Below are 18,629 nucleotides of genomic sequence, written 5' to 3'. Positions count from 1 at the left end.
CCACAATGTTACTCAACCGCGGCTTGCGCCCCCAGGACACAAGACAAACGGCATGCAACCCGCGCTCAGTTGCGCGGCTTCCAGCTCATCGCCCAGGCGTACAACGCCACCAGCGTGCCGAACTGGACGAAGATCGATCCGAGCAGGAAGACCATCGGATACCACAGCACCGAGAAATGGAACAGCGACGAAGCGGCCAGCGTGTACTGGAGCGGGATCAGCACGATCAGGTACGCCATGGCCATAGCCGACAGCAGCAGCTTGCGCACGAAGCCGAAGTCCAGCACGTTATAGATCAGCGCGTACAACCACGGCGTGATGGCGATGACCAGCACGGAAGCCTGCGTCAGCGACGCGATGGACTTGCCTGCGTCATACGGAAAGCTCGCAGGCCAGGCGTAGAAGTAGAGTTGCGCGCTGGCCTGAATCAGCCCGATCAGCCGCAGCCCGTAAGCAAGCGGGAGCGCGCGGCCCGAAGTCAGCCATCGTGTACCGAACAGCAGCACCAGCGTGATCACCATGCCGCACAGCCACTGCACCGGCGTGGGCAGGGCGGCATTGGCGTGCGCGTATGGCACGGTGCCGAAGCCGGGCAACAGCGCGGAGTCCGCCTGCAGCGAGATCTCGCCGCCGAGCGCTGTACTCCAGAAGCCGATCATGCGGCGCCAGAAGTCTGCCACCCATGGCCACCCCGCGCAGAGCGCATAGGTGAGGAAGGCCGGGATCAGCAACACGTCAATCCAGCGCGTCAGCGGAAACGCCAGCCGGCGCATGGCGCGGTGCTTCTCGAACCGGTCGCCGCGATAGCCGGTCACGCGCTGCAGCGGGTCGCCGCGCGCGGCAGCGGGACGCCTGCCCTGCTGCGGATCCTGTGGGGCGGCGGTGCCGTTCACCGGAAACTCCATCGGAAGCCCACTTCACCGGCTGTGCGGCTGTAGTTGGGGTTGTGGTAATACTGCGCGCCGATCAGCAGCAGCAGCGAGCGGGAAATCCGTTCGCGCCATTGCACGCTGAAGCTGTAGCTGTCGAAGTCCACGCGCTCGGTGCCGGTCGAGAAGACCTGATAGGCCTCGCGGGCGTGCTCGGCGCGCAGGATAAACGCACGCTTCTCGTCGCTGCCAATGGTGGCGGCCACATACTGGCTAGGACCAAACACCTGGCCCGGGTTCGCGCGGTTGAAACGCAGGCCGCCTTCGACCACCAGCGACGGGAAGTACGCGAGCCCGCTCAGCAACACGCCGTGGTCCGAACGTCCGCCGTCCTGGCCTTTCGCATAGTAGGCGCCCAGGCCTGCTACGAAGCGGCGGTCCGGTCCGAACTTGCGGTAACCACTGGCATCGACGCGCCAGCTCGGGAACAGCTCGCTGCTGCCGGCGCCGGCGCCCACCGTCATGTAGTAATCCTCGGACAGATCGCGCGTCAGCGACAGCGCTCCGTACTGGCCGCTGAAGCCGAAGCGGCTCTGGTGATCGAGCTCGCCCTGCACCACGCCCAGCGGTGTCACGGCCATGCCGCGCACCGCGGCGGCAGTTGCCCCACCGTAGCCGTTGGTCATGCGGCCGTTGCCAAGCACAACTTCGATGGCGCCCTTTTCCGGCTCGAAGGGCACCGGCAGCGGCTGCGGGATCGCCATGGGCCGCGGCGTCGGAACAGGGATCGGCATCGGCGTCATCGAGGATGCATCCTGGGCCAGCGTGGCCTCCGGCTCAACCGCGGCAGGCTGTACCTCGCCCTGCGCGCGGGCAACATTCATGGCCAGGGCGGATGCTGCCAGCGAAGCACCCCCTACGATTCGATTCCAATCCACGCTCAATTCATCCCAATTAGCTGGGGTCCAACTGACCCAATTCATACTGACCAAACTCATTACGGCGATCGCTGCGGCGCCATCAGGCTCCGCCCGCCTTCAACCCTGCGGCAATCACGATCCGGTTTCCGGGGCCCGCCACCACTTTCCAGCTTGCCCCCTGCATCGACACGCTGCCCTGTCCGCTTTCCACACGCGGCCGGGCATAGCGGTCGGTCGGGAACAGCCACGTCAGGGCGTCGAGCGATTCCTTGTTCTCGGCAGTGACGCGGACATCGTTGCGGTCCGAGGCGAGACGCCAGACGGTCTGCTCGCGCCGCTGTGCAAAGTCCGCCATCTGCGTCATCGTGTGCCACTGGAACTTGTGACGGGCCTGTTCGGCGTCGGCAGATTCAAGCAGCGCGTCGATGGCGCGCAGATAGCGCACGGCGCCGGGCGGATGGAAGTAGATCAGGCGGATTTCGCCGGTCCCCGCGGTAAAGCGCACCAGCGACGTGAGCCAGTTCGCGATCTCCGTCTCCGGAATGTTGGACATGTAGGCTTCTTCAATCGTGCTGTACTGGCCATAGGTCTGCACGGGGAACGACCAGATGTGCTCGTCGCGACGGCCGTTGCGATAGGTGCGCGTCGGTCCCTGGCCGATATTGCCGGTGAAGTAGTAGGCCTTGACGTTGTGCTCGTCGAGCCAGCGCGTCGCCCATTCCGGCTGGTTGCCGGTGGGCGCCGAGTACTCCGTCTGCGGCTTGCCGGTCAGCGCCTGGACGGCATCCGCATTCTTCTGCAGGTAGACCTCCATCGACGCCTGGTTCTTCTCGTTGACGTTGAGCCCGAACCAGTCGTGGATCCAGCCGCCATGGCTGCCGATCTCATGGCCATCGCGCATGAGCCCGCGCACGACTTCGGTAAACGCGGCGTTGTTCGCAAGATCGACGCCACGGCCATCGTTGAACTGGCGCTGGTCCGGCCCGGCGGTGATATGGAAGCTGAACGGACCGCGCTTGAATACGCCGTCCTTGATCAGGCTGTCGACCGCGTCGATGCAGATCTGCGCATCGCAGTGCCAGTTCAGCACCAGCCCGCCAATGCCCTGCGGCGCCGGCGACAGCTTCGGCTGTTCCAGCATGCCCGTGGCAAAGTAATTCAGGAAGCCGTGCAGCAACACACCGTCGGTGCGCAGCTTGAGATAACCCAGCGGCAGGTTGACGAACAGCACGCGGCCCTTGCCGAGCTTGCGCTCGCCGGCAATGATCGAGTTGTCGTCCGACACCATCAGCACCTTGCCGGTGTAGCCACTGCCGGTGTGCATGGCCGGATAGCGCAGCATGTCTTCGCCATAGCCCGACAGCATCGCGCGGCCATCGTTGGCGATCCAGCGGCCAGGCGGAATATGCAGGCCAACCATGACCTCCGGTGCGCCATACACCGTCGCCTGATGCGCCATGTCGTTGCGCAGCCTGGCATAGAAACCGTACTGCACGCCGACCACATCCGACATGCGCGATGCGCCCTGCTCGTAGAAGCCGTTCTCGTTGAGGATGCCTGCGTCATACACCTGCATCAGCGCCCCGCCGGCCTCCACGAACTGCCTGACCTTGTTGACAAATGCCGTGGTCATCGAGCGGTGTACGGTGTCCGGCAGGATCACCGCGGAGTAGTCGCGCTCGCCGTTCAGGCCATGGCGCACGAACTCCGACGCGGTGACCGTGCTCAGGCGCACGCCTTCTTCGAGCGCGGCGTCCATCCAGGCTTGCGCGTAAATGCGGTTCTCGCCCGACAGGTTGTCGGGAACCACCAGCACGATGCTGTCGCTCTGCGGCTTGCCTGGCCCTTCGTTCATGCTGCGATACGCCAGCAGCGCGCACGCCACGATCGCCACCAGTGCGAGCACGCCCAGGACATGCTTGCGCCACGCGGATACTTTCAGCAAATTCAACCTCATTGCATGTTGGGCCTGTCGGCCGTGTCAGGCATGGCATGCAGGAGCCCGATCCGCACACCTTCCTCCAGTACATTCCAGCGACCTTGCGCGCGCCACGCCGCCGACGCCTTCAGCCATGCGGCGGCGGTCTCGCGATCGCCAGCCTGGTATGCCGCCAATGCGATTACGCCCCACGGATAGTGGTCGCTCTTGCCAGCGAGCCAGTCCTCGGCATGGCGGTGTTTCCATACGGCCCACTGGCGTGCCGCCTGCGAGCCGGTGGTCACATCGCACAGCCACAGATAAACCGGGGCGACCACATTGGGATAGAAACCGTAGGGCGCCGGCGGCAAGGTGGCCCGTGCCGGCTCCAGCGCCACTGCCGGGTTGTAGCCGTAGCTGCGCGCCAGCCCGTCGAGCATCAGTCTCTGCGAAGGCAGTTGCGACAGTTCGCGCGCGTATCGCGCCGCGGTGTCGGACCGGGCGCGCAGTTTTCCGAGCGCGCCAATCACTTCGACGTTGTCGGCAAAATAAGCCTCGGGCCGTCCGAACCGCGCCCGGAACGTGGCACGTTGCGGATCCCACAACGTGGCCAGGTTTTCCAGCGACTTGCCGCAACTGGCCTCCAGTGCGCGATCGCCCTTGAGCACCTCGCTGGCCAGCAGGCACCAGAACACCGCAAGCGAATCGTCGGCATCGGCCGGACCGCAGGCAACCCACTGCGTGTCGCCGCTGCGGCAGATGCGCGGGAATGGGCCGTCCGCCTGCTGGTAGGGCAGCAGCCACTGCGCCAATGCCGCAGCCCGCGTGCGCACGTCCACCCCGAGCCTGTGCGCGACCAGCAGCGCATAGATCGCGGTGTAGGGCTCGACATAGTCGCCGTGGGCAAATACGGTCATGGCGCCATTGGCGACCGTGAAGTCTTCGAACATAAGCGTTGCCGGTCTGGAGTCCGCCGCCGCTGCGGTCAGCGACAAGCTCGTGGCGAGCAGCATCCCGGCGCAGCACCGTACGAGCCGGCACACGCTGTCGGCCGGGCATGCGGCGGCGAAGGCGCGGAACAGGTTCGGGAGCCATAACACAGCCTGCTCCTACGCTGCGAAGCGCGCACCTTCATGGGTGGTGATCACCCCATGAACGATGCAGCCTGGCGAGACGAACAAGCGGTTGCACACCAGCGTGGTCGGCGCATCGGGACGTCCGATCCGGCAATTCGGGCCGAGCACGATATCCTCGAAGCCGATCAGCGGCCCCAGAATCGCGCTGCCGGCGCCGATCTCCATGTTCTTTCGCGCCGAAAGACTGCCGATGACGCGGGCGCCCTCGCCGACGTGCAGATCGCCATGGCTCTTGATGCTGCCCTCGAGCGCGACCTCACCTGTCACACGGCAATTCCCGCGTACCACGTAGTCGCCCGCGAGCGTGCTGTCGTGTCCGATTTCCGCATCGCCGTCGAGCACCTGGCGCGAAGCCACCGGCTGCGGCATGGGCACCGGCTTCGGGGTGTCGGCGACATCGCCGAATACTACGGATGGCGCACCGGCCCGTTCGAAGCGTGCCGGCGCGGCGAAGCAGACAAAGTGCTCTGCCGTGACCCGCCCCGCCACGCGCGAATTCGCCATCAGGTGCACCTGGCGCCCATGCACCCAGCGCTGAACCTCCGCCTTCTCGCCGAGCCGTACGTTCCCTTCGGCCAGGCACGCGCGCAGTTGCGTACCGGCGCCGGCCTCGAAATCGCGCTCCACGTAGAGGTCGGCACGCACGCGGCTGTCCCGCCCGAGCCACGCGCTGCCGCGGAACAGCACGATATGGTTGGCCTTGCCCAGTGCGCGCGCCAGCGCCTTCTGCTGATCCCGTTCCAGCGTACGGATATCACGCCCGACGCTGAGCGCCTTGCTGACGGGAATCTCGTAGGCGTCGCCCGCCCTGCGCAGCGCGTCCAGATCCACACCATGCTGCTCCACCAGGCGCGAGCGGAAGCCGTTGGCAAAAAAGGTCAGGCTATTCGGCTGGTCGCGCCGCATCGGCAGCGGCGCGAAGTCGGTCGGCCGCAGCCATTCGGAAAGCGCGGGCACGAACGGCAGCAGCAACAGGCCCAGCACGGCGCCCGCGAGCAGGAAGTAGTTTGCCGTCATCGCGCCTCTCCGCCCGGTTTGGTGTCGGAGGCTGCCGGCACGGCGCCGGTGGCGCCCGGGACCGGCGTACGGAAGCGTTCGGTCTTGTCCCAGACCAGCTCGCGCTTGCGCCATGCGTCGGCGATCTGCGTGAGGGCCGCGCGCGAGATCGCCACCATGCTGACCAGGAAGCCGAACAGGTTCAGCGGCAACAGGCGGATGCGGTTGCGGTGGCCGTCGAGGTAGGTGGCCGCAGCGATCTCGAAGAACGCCGCATTGCTGCCCAGCCCGCCATAGCAAAGCAACGCAGTCAGGAACACCCAGCCCGACACGATCGACTGCGCCGCGATGTAGAACAGGATGGCGGCAATCACCCAGCCGAGCAGCTGGATCGGCGGCATGATGAAGATCAGCAACAGCAGCGCGCCGTCGACCCGCTCGCGCAGGCTGATGCGCCGGTTCGTGACCAGCTTCCAGATATTGTTCACCATCACCTGGTTGTGACCGCGCGACCAGCGACTGATCTGACGGACCCGCACGGGCCACACCTCCGGCACCTCTTCATAGCACTCGGAGCGGTTCTGATAGACCGTCTTCCAGCCGCGCTGCAGCAGGCGGAACGTGACATCGGTGTCTTCGGCGAGCGTGTCGATATTCCAGCCCCCAATCTCGGCCAGCGCACGGCAGCGAATGCCGCCCACGGTGCCGCCGTATTGCGGCACCAGCCCGAGGTTCATGCGCGCGGTCTGGTCGACCTGGTAGCCGCCCGCGCGTTCCAGGTCGAGCAGGCGCGTCAGCAGGTTGGCACCGGCGTTGACCGGCACCACGCGGCCCATGATCGCGCCGACCTCCGGATCGAAAAACGGTGCCACGAGCTGCTTGATCAGGCCACGCGCGGGCAGGTAGTCGGCGTCGAACACGATCATGATCTCGGCCTCGATCAGCGCGGTCGCGTCGCGCAAGGCCGCCGCCTTGCCGGGGCGCCCCTCGGTGCGGTGAAACAACGAGAAGCGGCCCGGATGCTTCGCCGCGATATCGTCAATGATCTGCCGCGTGCCGTCTGTGGACCGGTCGTTGACCGGCATGATCGTCATTCTGTCGTGCGGATAGTCGACCTCCAGCAGCGCGTTCAGGCAATCCGCGATCACGCGCTCTTCGTTATGCGCGGCGACGCAGACCACGACCTGCGGCCATACCCCATGCTCGATATCGAGGTAGGGCTGGCGCTGGCGGCCAAACAGGCGATTCAGCGTGAACACGTAGTGCCGCGCCGTGTAGATCACCAGCAGCGCGATGATGCACAGCGAGGCCGCGAGAAGTACGTGGTTGACTAGCGACACGGTGTCCATGGTTCCCATCAGAATGCGGCCGCCCCGTGGTGCGCCGCAGGGCGGGCATGGCGGGCCGGAGCGGAAAGCGTCATGGCGGTCACGCCGCCGCCTGCTGGTCGTGCAGGAACTCGCCCATGGGCGCCCCCGTGAGCGCCGCCACGATGCGCTGCGAAGCGTGGCCATCGCCGTAAGGATTCAGCCGCTGCGAGAACGCACGCCAGGCATCGTCATTGTCATAAAGGTGGGTGACCGAATGCACGATGCTCGCGACCTCGGTACCAACCAGCCTGACCGTCCCGGCATGCACCGCCTCGGGACGCTCGGTGACATTGCGCATCACCAGCACGGGCTTGCCCAGCGACGGGGCTTCTTCCTGCACGCCACCGGAATCGGTCAGGATGACGTGGGCCCGCTGCATCAGCCGCACGAACAGCGCGTAATCGAGCGGCTCGATCAGATGCACGTTGGGCAAGCCCGACAGTTTGTCCTGCACGGGGCCCTGAACGTTGGGGTTGAGGTGGACCGGGTAGACGATCTGGATGTCGTCGCGCCGCGCCAGTTGTGCCAGGGCCTCGCAGATATTGGCGAAACCGGTGCCGAAATTCTCCCGGCGGTGGCCCGTGACCAGCAGCAGCTTGCGGTCGTCGCGAAGAAACGGGAAATGCGCATCGAGCCGCTCGCGGAACGGCTGGTCTGCGAGGATCCGGCCAGTCGTCTGGAGCAGTGCGTCGATCACGGTATTACCAGTGACCACGATGCGGCCGCCCAGGTTTTCGGCCTGCAGGTTATGACGTGAAGATTCAGTTGGCGCGAACAGCAGGTCGGCGCAGACATCAATGGTGCGGCGGTTCATCTCCTCGGGCCAGGGCTGCGACAGGTCGCCAGTCCGCAGACCTGCCTCGACATGGCCCACCGGGATGCGGCGATGGAACGCCGCCAGGGCGGAAACCATGGCCGAGGTCGTATCGCCATGCACGAGAATCCTGTCGGGACGCACCGTCTCGAGCACGTCGTCAAACGATGCCAGCAGCCGCGAACTCAGGCCGTTGAGCGTCTGGTTACGCGTCATCAGTTCCAGGTTGTACTGGGGAACGATGTCGAACAGGTCCAGGACCTGCTGCAGCATCTGCTGATGCTGGCCGGTCACACAGACGACGGAGTCGATTTCCGCGCTGCCCCCAAGTGTCTTGACCAGCGGGGCCATCTTGATGGCTTCGGGACGTGTGCCAAATACCGAAAGGATTTTCATAATGTCACACAAAATAACTTGACAGCCTACCACGGTGTAGCTATGGACAACATGAACTTTGTGTTGTGATCGCGCCACGCTGGTGTTTCCGCCACAAGTGCTTGCACGGCCGCCACGCCAAGACGCGCTATGCACCGAACGAGGGCAAAAATTGGATGCTATGACAGCCCGGCGCAACACATTGTCAACAATTGTGCCAAACGGGATCCATCGTTCAGGCACAGGCGATCACGCCGGCTGGTATCCGGACCGAGATGGACGACTTGCGGAATCGGCGGCGATGGACCGGACAAACCTGGTGCCCCTGTCCGTGGAAAAGCGAGGCCTCGCTGCCGCTATTGCGACTGTGTTTCCCCGTTCGGCCAGTGACATCCGCCTCCGCGTGGCGCGCAGTGGTTTCGTCGCGTCAGCCTTAAGCATTTTCGCGCGATATCCTTATTTTCATCTCACCGTTTCTGGTTTGCGACGCTGTCCCGGTGGATATCCCCCAAACGCGGTATGCGCAAAACGAGTAAGCAATTGTAAAAACGGTGGCAAGACAATGGCTTACAAAGCAGACATTATGCCCGACAACGGTGCTGGCTGACACATCTGCATAAATGGAAAGTCTGTCAGTACGCCGGCGTACGACGCGCAGCGGTTCAGAACGCGCGCAACTCAGGGAATTCACTGAATCGACGGCGATGTAGAAACCGCTAATATCTCGTGTCGGAACCTCTCATCATGATTCGGCGCTTTGCCTGATTGACACGCCGGGAAAATTCGTCAGAATGCAATCCCACATGTGCAGCGCCTTTCAGTGTGTCGTTCCGTGGTGTTTTTCGTTTGTCATACCACCGACATTTGAAAGGCATAAACAATGCGCGGTGGAACTGGGCATTCACCAACCCATGCCCGGTTCCTGCATTGAGCACGATGTACAGCGGGCAATTAAGCTCATTTGAAATTCAAGGTTGAAAAAGATATGGAAACCGGTACCGTTAAGTGGTTCAACGACGCCAAGGGCTTCGGCTTCATCACCCCGGACGCAGGCGGGAACGATCTGTTCGCGCACTTCTCCGCGATTGAAGGCGCAGGCTTCAAGTCGTTGAAGGAAGGCCAGAAGGTCCGCTACGTCAAGGCGATGGGCCAGAAGGGCGAACAAGCCACGAAGATCCAGGCGGTCTGACCGGTTTGGACATAGCAGGCGCGCGCCCATGCACGCGCCTGCCGGCAAAGAGCCTCGCGAATGCGGGGCTCTTTGCATTTGGGGCATCGCCTTTCTTCTCGCACTGCTCCTGCCGGTGGAATCGCTGCGCGCCGAAGCCATGGCGAACTACGGCAACGATCCCTTCATTCAAATCTCGTCGCGCATTGCCGGTTGCCCCGAACCCGCCGGCCCGCGGGTGAGCGAGGCCGAATGGCGACGTGAAGCGCATCACCGCATCGAACAAGGCAACCACTGCTGGACCGAAGGCCGTTGCCGCCTCGCCAATGCCTTCCAGTACGACAAGGAAATCGCCGAAAGTCTGCAACGCCGTTTGAGAACGCTGGCCGCGACCATGCCGGCCTGGCAGGACAGTAGTTTGTGGATCACGGTGCGCGGCCGCTGGCTGACGGTGCAGGGTTGCGTGCGCCCGGGCTTCGCCAAGGCGCCGTTCATGGATGCGCTGCGTGAAGTCCCGGACGTGGAAAAGGTAGTCGACCAGACCACCACCTCCCCCGCCCACGACTTGCCTTACACGCGGTTTGTACCAGGCGGCACAAGCACCGGCGAGGCCGCCTCCGCCCCTTCCGGACGCTCCCGATAGAGCGCTCTAGCCCGGCGGCGTGTTACGAGGTTGTTGCTATAATCGGCCGACCCCAATCCACCGTCAGCGTGGCACGGCACAGTGGTCCGCCGATGCCGCACGACGGCAAAAAAAGCGTGTCGAGGAGTTACGTGGCCGGTACTCAAATCGCAACGCCAGACGCCCCCATCGCCGGTGCGGCCACGCAGGCCGTATCCTCGGGCAGTTCATTTCACGCGGCCATGCGCATCCTGCCAGCAGCGCAGCGGCAGGCCATGTTCGAGATCTACGCGTTCTGCCGCGCCGTTGACGACATTGCAGACTGCGACGCGCCGCATGCCGAGCGCCTGGCCGGCCTGGACGCATGGCGACGTGACATCGGCCTGTGCTACGCGGGCATGGCCCCAAGCGCGCTGCGGCCGCTGGCGCAACAGATCGAAGCCTTCCACCTGCGCCAGCAGGATTTCCTCGACGTGATCGACGGCATGACCATGGACGTGGTCGCCGATATCCGCGCGCCCGATGCCGACACGCTGGACCTGTACTGCGACCGTGTCGCGAGCGCGGTGGGCCGTCTCGCCGTTCGTGTGTTCGGCATGGATGAAGCGCCTGGCCTCGCGCTGGCCCATCATCTCGGGCGTGCGCTGCAGCTCACCAACATCCTGCGCGATATCGACGAAGACGCCGCCATCGGCCGCCTCTACCTGCCTGCGCCCGCGCTGGCCGCCGCGGGCGTACAAGGGCTGGAGCACGCCACGCCAATGGAAGTCATCGCGCATGCCGGTATCGACGCCGCGTGCGCGGCCGTCGCGCGTGAAGCGCAGGCGCACTACGAACAGGCCGACGCGGTGATGGCGCGCTGCCCGTCGCGCGTGGTGCGCTCCCCGCGCATCATGTCGCAGGTCTACCACTGCCTGCTCGTGCGCCTGCGTGCGCGGGGCTGGCGCGCGCCGCGCGCACGCGTGCGTGTGCCGCGTGCGCAGTTGCTGTGGATCGTCCTGCGGCACACCATGGTTTGAGGATGTTGCAAAAGGATCCGCCTTGTGGCGCGACGCGTCCGGGGGTGTCCTGAACATCATCATCGAGGCACGCAAGCGTCGTGCCGCACAAGGAGTTTGAATGTCGATGAACGAGGCCGTCCTTGCCGCTCCGCGCGCCGCGGTCGCGACCGCGGCGCCGGCCCTACAGGCCCCCATTGAGGCCCTGTCCCCGCTGGATGCCGGCATCGGCCACGCGGTCGATGCGCTGCTCGCGCAGCAGAATGCCGACGGGCACTGGGTCTACGAGCTCGAAGCCGACGCCACCATTCCCGCCGAGTACGTGCTCATGGTGCACTACCTCGGCGAGACGCCGGACCTGTCGCTGGAAGCCCGCATCGCGCGCTACCTGCGGCGCATCCAGAATGCCGACGGCGGCTGGCCGCTGTTCCATGAAGGCCGCTCCGATATCAGCGCCAGCGTGAAGGCCTACTTCGCGCTGAAGATGGCCGGCGACGATCCGCAGGCAGCGCACATGGCGCGCGCGCGCGAGGTCATCCTCGCGATGGGCGGCGCGGAAACCAGCAACGTCTTCACGCGCACGCTGCTGGCGCTGTACGGCGTGATGCCGTGGCAGGCCGTGCCGATGATGCCGGTGGAAATCATGCTGCTGCCGCAGTGGTTCCCGTTCCACCTGTCAAAGGTTTCCTACTGGGCGCGCACGGTCATCGTGCCGCTGCTGGTGCTGAACAGCCTGCGGCCGCAGGCGCGCAATCCGCGCAAGGTCGGTATCGACGAACTGTTCCTCGGCTCGCGCGATGCCGTACGGCTGCCGCCACGGGCACCGCACCAGCATAAGGGCTGGCACGCGCTGTTTCACGGCGCCGACGTACTGCTGCGCACGGCCGAACACGTCATGCCGCGCGGCCTGCGCCGCCGCGCCATCGACGCGGCGAAGGCGTTCGTGCGCGAACGGCTCAACGGCGAAGACGGTCTTGGCGCGATCTTCCCCGCCATGGCGAACTCGGTGATGATGTTCGACGTGCTCGGCGTCCCGCCCGACGATCCGGACCGCGCCATCGCCCGCCGCTCGATCGACAAGCTGCTCGTGGTCCACGGTGATGAAGCCTATTGCCAGCCGTGCCTGTCGCCGGTCTGGGATACCGCGCTGGCTGCGCATGCGTTGCTGGAAGCGTCGGAGCCGCGCGCTACCGCCGCCGTCACGCGCGCGCTGGACTGGCTGCGCCCGTTGCAGGTGCTCGACGTGCGCGGCGACTGGACGGTACGCCGGCCGGATGTGCGCCCAGGCGGCTGGGCGTTCCAGTACGCCAATCCGCATTACCCCGACGTGGACGACACCGCCGTGGTAGTCGCGGCGATGCACCGCGCCGCGCGTACGGATCATTCCGGACGCGCGGATCCGAACGCCGAAGCCACCGCCCGCGCGATTGAATGGATCGTCGGCATGCAGAGCGCCAACGGCGGCTGGGGTGCGTTCGAGCCCGAGAACACGCATCTGTACCTGAACAACATCCCGTTTGCGGACCATGGGGCCTTGCTCGACCCGCCCACGGCCGACGTGTCGGCGCGCTGCCTGTCGATGCTGTGCCAGACCGGCGCCACGCCCGACAAGAGCGAACCGGCCGCGCGCGCGCTCCAATACCTGCTCGCCGAGCAGTTACCGGACGGAAGCTGGTTCGGGCGCTGGGGTACCAACTACATCTACGGCACCTGGAGCGCTTTGTGCGCGCTCAACGCCGCGGGTCTGGGACCGGACGCGCCGCCGCTGCGGCGTGCTGCGGAATGGCTCGTGGCCATCCAGAATCCGGATGGCGGCTGGGGCGAAGACGGCGACAGCTACAAGCTCGAATATCGTGGCTACGAAACGGCACCGAGCGTGGCCTCCCAAACCGCCTGGGCATTGCTCGCGCTGATGGCTGCGGGCCAGGCCGCACACCCCGCGGTGACGCGCGGCATCGACTACCTGCTGCGCACGCAGCAAGCCGACGGCCTCTGGCACGAGCCACGCTTCACCGCCGTAGGATTCCCGCGCGTGTTCTACCTGCGCTATCACGGCTATGCGCGTTACTTCCCGCTGTGGGCGCTGGCGCGCTATCGCAACCTGGAGCGCAGCGGCAACCGTCAGGTGGCGTGGGGACTGTGACCGGCGCGGCAATCGCGCGCCCCGATGGCGAACCTCGTGTGCTGGTTGTCTGCGGCATGGATTTCGAAGCCCGCATTGCCGGCGGGCAGCATTCCGAAGTGGTGTACGGCCAGCGCGGTACAGCGCTCGGCGTGGCCATTGAACGCTGCGTCAAAGCATGCGCGGGCATCATCAGTTTCGGCGTGGCCGGCGGATTGGATCCAGCGCTTGTGCCAGGCGCCGTGGTCATTGCCACCAGCGTGCGCGATGAAACGGACGGCGTCTCGACCCCGACCGATCCGGCCTGGGTAACCGCGCTGCAGGAGGCGCTGCCGCAAGCGGTATCCGGCGTCATCGCCGGTTCCGACACTGCGGTGGTTACGCTAGCCGACAAGGCCGCATTGCGCGATGCCGGCGGGGCACTGGCCGTGGACATGGAATCCCACATTGCCGCCCGCGTCGCGCGCCACTACGGACTGCCGTTCGCGGCGTGCCGCGTGGTAATCGATCCGGCTACGCGCGCTGTGCCCCCGTTGGCAGTGGCTGGCATGGGGAGCGATGGGCGCACCGATGTCGGTGCGGTCATGGTGGGATTATTGAAGGCACCGTGGCAATTGCCGGCGCTGATGCGGCTGGGACGCGATGCCTCGGTGGCGAAGGCTAATTTGTTGGCGGTCCGGCGGGCAGTCGGTCAGCATTGGGGCGTCATCGCCTGCACGTACTGATCCATGCGTGCCCATTCGCTTTGAACACGCTGACCGCTAAAATCACCCAAACTTCCGCGCCGCGTCCAGCGCCAGCCCCGACCCGATCCCGCCAAACAAGTCCCCTTCCACACGCCGCGCGCGCGGCAGCAGTTGGCCGAGTTGATGCCGAAGCATCGGCACGCTGCTGGAACCGCCAGTGAAAAGGATCGTGTCGACCGATGCGCCGTCCACGCCCGCTGACGCCAGCATGTCCGTTACCGTCTTCTCCGTCTTCGCCACCAGCTTGCCGATGGATTCGTCGAATTCATCACGCGTGATTGACAGCATCAGCTCCGGCTCGATGCGATGCAGGTCCACGTCGGTACGGTCGACGCCCGACAGCGCGATCTTGGCGGCTTCCATCTGGATGGCCAGCCAGTGCCCGGCGCGCTCGCGAATCAGGCGGATCAGGCGGTCGAGCTTTACGGTGTCGGCCGCGTCGCGGTAGTTGTCCATCACGATCGACCACGCTTTGCGCGTGTAGACCAGGTTGATGGTGTGCCAGCTCGCCAGATCGAAGTACTGGCTCGACGGCATCTCCTTGCCGCTGCGCAACTTGCTGCCGAGGCCCAGCAGCGGCATTGCCCGCGCAAGACTCAGCGCTCGGTCAAAATCTGTTCCGCCGATATGCACGCCGCCGTTGGCCAGGATGTCTTCACGCCGGTCGATGCGTTTGGCCCGTTCCGGCGAGAGGCGGACCAGCGAGAAGTCGGACGTGCCGCCGCCGATATCGACCACCAGCACAAGTTCTTCGTCCGAAATCTTTGCCTCGTAATCGAACGCAGCCGCGATCGGCTCGTACTGGAATTCGATGTCGCGGAAGCCGGCATCGCGCGCGATTTCGGCCAGCGTCTGTTCGGCGAGACGGTCGGCTGCCGGATCTTCGTCGATGAAGAACACCGGGCGGCCCAGCACCGCACGCGTGAACGTGGTGCCGGCGGAGCGTTCCGCACGTGCCTTCAGTTCGCCGATGAAGTGGGCGAGCAGCTTGCGGAACGGCATGGCCTGCCCCATCACCTCGGTGCTGTCTTCCATCATCGACGTGCCGAGCAGGCTCTTGAGCGAGCGCATCAGCCGCCCTTCATAGCCGGCCAGGTAGTCGTCCAGCGCAGCGCGGCCGTAGCTGACCAGCGGGTCTTCGGCGTGGAAGAAGATCACCGAGGGGAGCGTGAGCTTGCCATCTTCGAGCGGCAAGAGCGCGGCCGGGTGGCCGGGGCGGGTCCAGCCCACCGTGGAGTTGGACGTGCCGAAGTCCAGGCCGCATGCGTTTGACATCATCAATTCCGTTTTTCCGTACAACCACTGCAATGTTCCCGCGCGGACCAAACGGCCGGGCGCGGGCCGGGCGCCATTGTAGTGGCAGATCGTGAAAACGCTGGACTCTTGACACGTTTAGCAACGGCTCCTATTCTGCTATCGTTCTTTCTATAAGATCATGGTTCTATCTTATAGAACATCAAAAGCATCAGGAGACTATATGACTTTCCCGCACCGTCGCAAGCTTCACTCGTGGGCCAGCGCCCTTCTCTGCCTCGCGTTGCCTGCCGTCATGGCGGCAGCCGGACCTGCCCGCGCCGACACGTACCCGAGCCAGCCTGTTCGGCTCGTGGTGCCGTTCCCGCCTGCCGGCGGCACCGACGTGCTGTCGCGGTTGGTATTCAACAAGGTAGGTGTGGCCACGCACTGGAACGTGGTGGTGGAGAACCGCGCGGGAGCCGGCGGCAATATCGGCCTCGACGTCGTCGCGAAGGCCAAACCCGATGGCTACACGCTTGGCATGGGGCAGACTGCCAACCTGGCGATCAACCCGACGCTGTACCCGAAGATGCCTTATGACGCGGTGAAGGACTTCACGCCCGTGGTGTTGGTTTCCGCCCAGCCGGTGGTGCTGATCGTGAGGGCCGATTCGCCGTACAAGACGGTGGCGGATCTCGTGGCAGCCGCCAAGGCGAAGCCGCTGTCGATGGCCTCCGCCGGCACCGGCACGGTCGGCCACCTCACGGGCGAAATGTTCGCGCGGCGCGCCGGCATCAAGATGCTGCACGTGCCATACAAGGGCGCGTCGCCGGCACTGACCGACCTCCTCGGCGGCCAGACCGACTTCTATTTCGCCACGCCGCCGATTGCCATGCCGATGATCAAGGCTGGCAAGATCCGCGCACTGGCCGTCACATCGGCCAAACGCCTGCCGCTGCTGGCAGCAGTGCCGACCGTGGCCGAGTCCGGCTTTGCAGGCTTCCAGGCGGAGGACTGGAAGGCGCTCGTGGCTCCGGCGGGCACGTCGCCGGACGTGGTCAAGCGGCTCAACGCCGAGGTCAACAAGGCGCTGGCCCAGCCCGACACCCTCAGCAAGATGCGCGAGGAAGGCAGTGAGCCGCGCGGCGGCACGCCTCAGGACCTGGCGGCCTTCATCAAATCCGAAAACACACGCTGGAGCGCGATCGTGCGGGAATCCGGCGCGCGCGTAGAGTAATTCGCAGCGGCCGCCTATCTCGGTCAATCCCGCAGTCAGCAGGAATTCCATCATGCAAAAACCGTTGCGCCATGTGCGCGTCCTCGACCTGACCAATGTGCTGGCCGGCCCGTTCTGCTGCCACCAGCTCGCGCACATGGGCGCGGAAGTCATCAAGGTGGAAACGCCTGGCACCGGCGATCTCGCGCGCCAGCTCGGCGCGGATGCAGACCTGAACCAGCGCCTGATGGGCGTGTCGTTCCTGGCGCAGAACCCGGGCAAGCAGTCGATCACGCTGAACCTCAAGCACGCGCGCGGCAAGGAAGTGTTCCGCAAGCTCGTCCAGAGCGCCGACGTGGTGGTCGAGAACTTCCGCCCCGGCGTGATGGCGCGGCTGGGCCTGGGCTACGACGTCCTGAAGCAGGACAACCCGCGCCTGATCTACTGTGCGATCTCGGGCTTTGGCCAGGACGGGCCGCTGTCGGACCTGCCCGCGTATGACCAGATCATCCAGGGCATGTCGGGCGTGATGAGCATCACTGGCGATGCAGAGACCGCGCCGTACCGTGTCGGCTATCCGGTGTCGGACACCATCGGCGGCATTACTGCCGCATTTGCGATTGCCGCTTCGCTGGCGGACCACCAGCGCACCGAGGGCTACTTCATCGACGTGTCGATGCTCGAAGCCACGCTCGCGACCATGGGCTGGGTCGTGTCGAACCACCTGATCGCCGGCAAGGCACCGGCGCCGATGGGCAACGAGAACTTCACGGCCAGTCCGTCTGGCACCTTCCGCACCGGCGACGGCCTGTTGAACATCGCCGCGAACAAGCAGGAGCAGTTCGAGGCCGTGTGCCGCGTGGTCGGCCGTCTGGAGCTGATCGCCGATGAACGCTTCGCCGCGCGCCAGGCGCGCCTGGCGAACCGCGCCGCGCTAACGCAGGCACTAGAGGCCGAACTTGAGAAGAAGCCCGCCAACGAGTGGTGGGCGCTGCTCAACGAGGCCGGCGTGCCGGCCGGCCCCGTACTGGGCGTGCCACAAACGCTGGAGCAGCCGCAGGTGCGCGACCGCGGCATGATCGGGACGTTTGCCGACGTGCCCGGCGTGGGCCGCGATATCCGCGTGGTGCGCACCGGCTTCAAGCTGAACCAGGAAGCGCCGTCGGTGGACACACCGCCCCCGCAGCTTGGCGAACACACACAGCAGATCCTCGCCGGCCTTGGCTACAGCGAGGCCGACATCGATACCCTCAGACAGGAGCGCGCGGTATGAGCGAGATCAATCAGGCCATGGACCCCGGCCAGCAGCTGTCCCAGGACTGGTGGCGCACGGAAATCATCGACATGCGCCCCGGCGAAATCCGATACCGCGGCTATCCGATCGAACAGCTGATCGGCCAGGTGTCGTTCGCGCAGATGATCTGGCTGATGCTGCGCGGCGAGCTGCCCGGCCCGGGACAGGGCGAACTGCTCGATGCCGCATTGATGGCGGCTGTCGATCACGGCCCGCAGGCGCCCAGCATCGCCATCGCGCGCATGGCCGCCACTTGCGGCGTCGGCCTGAACAACGCGATGGCTTCGGCCGTCAACGTGCTCGGTGATGTGCACGGCGGCGCAGGCGAGCAGGCTGTGGAGTTGTACCAGGACATCGCCGGGCGCATCGACGAAGGCGCCGCTCTGGACCAGGCCGTCAGCGCCGGCCTGGCGCACTACCGCGACCTGCACGGCAGGTTCGTCTCGGGCTTCGGCCACCGCTTTCATCCCGTGGATCCGCGTGCGCCGCGACTGCTGGCGCTGGTGGATCAGGCGGCGGAGAAAAGCGTGGTCAATGGCCGCTTTGCCGCGATTGCGCGGGCCGTGGAGCGCGCGCTCGGCGAAGGCCGCAGCAAGCCAGTGCCGATGAATATCGACGGGGCCACGGCTGTCATCTACGCGGAACTGGGGTTTCCGGCGCCGCTGGCGCGCGGGCTGTTCTGCCTGTCGCGCTCCGTGGGCATCCTCGCGCACGCGTGGGAGCAGACACAGCAAGGCGGCCGCAACAAGGGCCCGATCCCGCGCCAGTTCCTTTGGACCTACGACGGCACGCCGCAACGCGATGTGCCAGCGCAGGGAGACTGACGCCG

The 18,629-nt window shown here is 65.5% G+C and carries 16 protein-coding genes; 8 read left to right on the top strand and 8 right to left on the bottom strand.

The genetic code is table 11. The features are described from left to right. Positions 1-65: 65 nt before the first annotated feature. From ACIGJG_RS24165 to wecB, 7 genes are all read right to left on the bottom strand, one after another. A complete protein-coding gene (locus ACIGJG_RS24165) occupies positions 66-893 on the bottom strand; it encodes a hypothetical protein (RefSeq protein ID WP_166487097.1) in 828 nt (275 codons plus the stop codon). Further along, positions 890-1,753 (bottom strand): YaiO family outer membrane beta-barrel protein, encoded by an 864-nt coding sequence (locus ACIGJG_RS24160; protein WP_235679729.1) that lies wholly within the window; start codon positions 1,751-1,753, stop codon positions 890-892. The genes ACIGJG_RS24165 and ACIGJG_RS24160 overlap by 4 nt, the downstream gene beginning before the upstream one ends. Before the next feature lie 136 nt (positions 1,754-1,889). Then, positions 1,890-3,734, bottom strand: coding sequence for a polysaccharide deacetylase family protein (locus ACIGJG_RS24155; protein ID WP_011301060.1), 1,845 nt, complete (start codon positions 3,732-3,734; stop codon positions 1,890-1,892). 8 nt (positions 3,735-3,742) lie between these two features. Then, entirely contained in the window at positions 3,743-4,807 is a 1,065-nt protein-coding gene (locus ACIGJG_RS24150; RefSeq protein WP_245001796.1) for a hypothetical protein, read from the bottom strand. 9 nt (positions 4,808-4,816) lie between these two features. Further along, positions 4,817-5,860 (bottom strand): bactofilin family protein, encoded by a 1,044-nt coding sequence (locus ACIGJG_RS24145; RefSeq protein WP_220630092.1) that lies wholly within the window; start codon positions 5,858-5,860, stop codon positions 4,817-4,819. Next, positions 5,857-7,197 (bottom strand): glycosyltransferase, encoded by a 1,341-nt coding sequence (locus ACIGJG_RS24140; protein WP_011301063.1) that lies wholly within the window; start codon positions 7,195-7,197, stop codon positions 5,857-5,859. Before ACIGJG_RS24140 ends, ACIGJG_RS24145 begins: the two co-directional genes overlap by 4 nt. Before the next feature lie 70 nt (positions 7,198-7,267). After that, positions 7,268-8,419, bottom strand: coding sequence for a non-hydrolyzing UDP-N-acetylglucosamine 2-epimerase (gene wecB, locus ACIGJG_RS24135; protein WP_011301064.1), 1,152 nt, complete (start codon positions 8,417-8,419; stop codon positions 7,268-7,270). 964 nt (positions 8,420-9,383) lie between these two features. Between wecB and ACIGJG_RS24130 the strand changes: the two genes are divergently transcribed. The 5 genes from ACIGJG_RS24130 to ACIGJG_RS24110 all read left to right on the top strand — a co-directional run bounded on the left by ACIGJG_RS24130 (position 9,384) and on the right by ACIGJG_RS24110 (position 14,033). After that, the gene (locus ACIGJG_RS24130; protein ID WP_011301065.1) at positions 9,384-9,587 is read left to right on the top strand and encodes a cold-shock protein; all 204 of its coding nucleotides are present in this window, start codon (positions 9,384-9,386) and stop codon (positions 9,585-9,587) included. 28 nt (positions 9,588-9,615) lie between these two features. Continuing rightward, positions 9,616-10,209 carry a BON domain-containing protein gene (locus ACIGJG_RS24125; protein WP_011301066.1) on the top strand — a complete coding sequence of 198 codons (594 nt, stop codon included), beginning with the start codon at positions 9,616-9,618 and terminating at the stop codon, positions 10,207-10,209. 131 nt (positions 10,210-10,340) lie between these two features. Continuing rightward, positions 10,341-11,207, top strand: a complete 867-nt coding sequence (hpnD, locus tag ACIGJG_RS24120; RefSeq protein WP_041680571.1) for a presqualene diphosphate synthase HpnD — start codon at positions 10,341-10,343, stop codon at positions 11,205-11,207. Between the two features lie 100 nt (positions 11,208-11,307). Then, a complete protein-coding gene (gene shc / locus ACIGJG_RS24115; RefSeq protein ID WP_011301068.1) occupies positions 11,308-13,329 on the top strand; it encodes a squalene--hopene cyclase in 2,022 nt (673 codons plus the stop codon). Next, positions 13,326-14,033: a phosphorylase gene (locus tag ACIGJG_RS24110; protein WP_011301069.1), complete on the top strand. Its 708-nt coding sequence runs from the start codon at positions 13,326-13,328 to the stop codon at positions 14,031-14,033. Before shc ends, ACIGJG_RS24110 begins: the two co-directional genes overlap by 4 nt. A gap of 42 nt (positions 14,034-14,075) precedes the next feature. Here the strand turns inward: ACIGJG_RS24110 and ACIGJG_RS24105 are convergent, their stop codons facing one another. Next, positions 14,076-15,332, bottom strand: a complete 1,257-nt coding sequence (locus ACIGJG_RS24105) for an Hsp70 family protein (RefSeq protein WP_041680277.1) — start codon at positions 15,330-15,332, stop codon at positions 14,076-14,078. Positions 15,333-15,531: 199 nt separating this feature from the next. Between ACIGJG_RS24105 and ACIGJG_RS24100 the strand changes: the two genes are divergently transcribed. Genes ACIGJG_RS24100 through ACIGJG_RS24090 form a run of 3 tightly spaced genes read left to right on the top strand, consistent with a single transcriptional unit; the run spans position 15,532 to position 18,624 of the window. Beyond that, positions 15,532-16,527, top strand: coding sequence for a Bug family tripartite tricarboxylate transporter substrate binding protein (locus ACIGJG_RS24100; protein WP_011301071.1), 996 nt, complete (start codon positions 15,532-15,534; stop codon positions 16,525-16,527). Positions 16,528-16,579: 52 nt separating this feature from the next. Further along, positions 16,580-17,779, top strand: coding sequence for a CaiB/BaiF CoA transferase family protein (locus ACIGJG_RS24095; protein WP_011301072.1), 1,200 nt, complete (start codon positions 16,580-16,582; stop codon positions 17,777-17,779). After that, on the top strand, positions 17,776-18,624 hold the full coding sequence (locus ACIGJG_RS24090; RefSeq protein WP_011301073.1) for a citryl-CoA lyase: 849 nt from the start codon (positions 17,776-17,778) through the stop codon (positions 18,622-18,624). The genes ACIGJG_RS24095 and ACIGJG_RS24090 overlap by 4 nt, the downstream gene beginning before the upstream one ends. The last annotated feature ends 5 nt before the right edge of the window (positions 18,625-18,629 follow it).

The organism is Cupriavidus sp. C1SS-2L (assembly GCF_057073735.1).
This window is presented reverse-complemented; position numbering and strand designations above follow the sequence as displayed.

What these genes read in the sequence shown, in the direction of transcription:
- ACIGJG_RS24160 (WP_235679729.1), bottom strand. Translation starts at nt 1,753, where the DNA reads ATGAATGTTGCCCGCGCGCAGGGCGAGGTACAGCCTGCCGCGGTTGAG.
- ACIGJG_RS24145 (WP_220630092.1), bottom strand. Translation starts at nt 5,860, where the DNA reads ATGACGGCAAACTACTTCCTGCTCGCGGGCGCCGTGCTGGGCCTGTTG.
- ACIGJG_RS24140 (WP_011301063.1), bottom strand. Translation starts at nt 7,197, where the DNA reads ATGGGAACCATGGACACCGTGTCGCTAGTCAACCACGTACTTCTCGCG.
- wecB (WP_011301064.1), bottom strand. Translation starts at nt 8,419, where the DNA reads ATGAAAATCCTTTCGGTATTTGGCACACGTCCCGAAGCCATCAAGATG.
- ACIGJG_RS24130 (WP_011301065.1), top strand. Translation starts at nt 9,384, where the DNA reads ATGGAAACCGGTACCGTTAAGTGGTTCAACGACGCCAAGGGCTTCGGC.
- ACIGJG_RS24125 (WP_011301066.1), top strand. Translation starts at nt 9,616, where the DNA reads ATGCACGCGCCTGCCGGCAAAGAGCCTCGCGAATGCGGGGCTCTTTGC.
- shc (WP_011301068.1), top strand. Translation starts at nt 11,308, where the DNA reads ATGTCGATGAACGAGGCCGTCCTTGCCGCTCCGCGCGCCGCGGTCGCG.
- ACIGJG_RS24105 (WP_041680277.1), bottom strand. Translation starts at nt 15,332, where the DNA reads ATGATGTCAAACGCATGCGGCCTGGACTTCGGCACGTCCAACTCCACG.
- ACIGJG_RS24100 (WP_011301071.1), top strand. Translation starts at nt 15,532, where the DNA reads ATGACTTTCCCGCACCGTCGCAAGCTTCACTCGTGGGCCAGCGCCCTT.
- ACIGJG_RS24095 (WP_011301072.1), top strand. Translation starts at nt 16,580, where the DNA reads ATGCAAAAACCGTTGCGCCATGTGCGCGTCCTCGACCTGACCAATGTG.
- ACIGJG_RS24090 (WP_011301073.1), top strand. Translation starts at nt 17,776, where the DNA reads ATGAGCGAGATCAATCAGGCCATGGACCCCGGCCAGCAGCTGTCCCAG.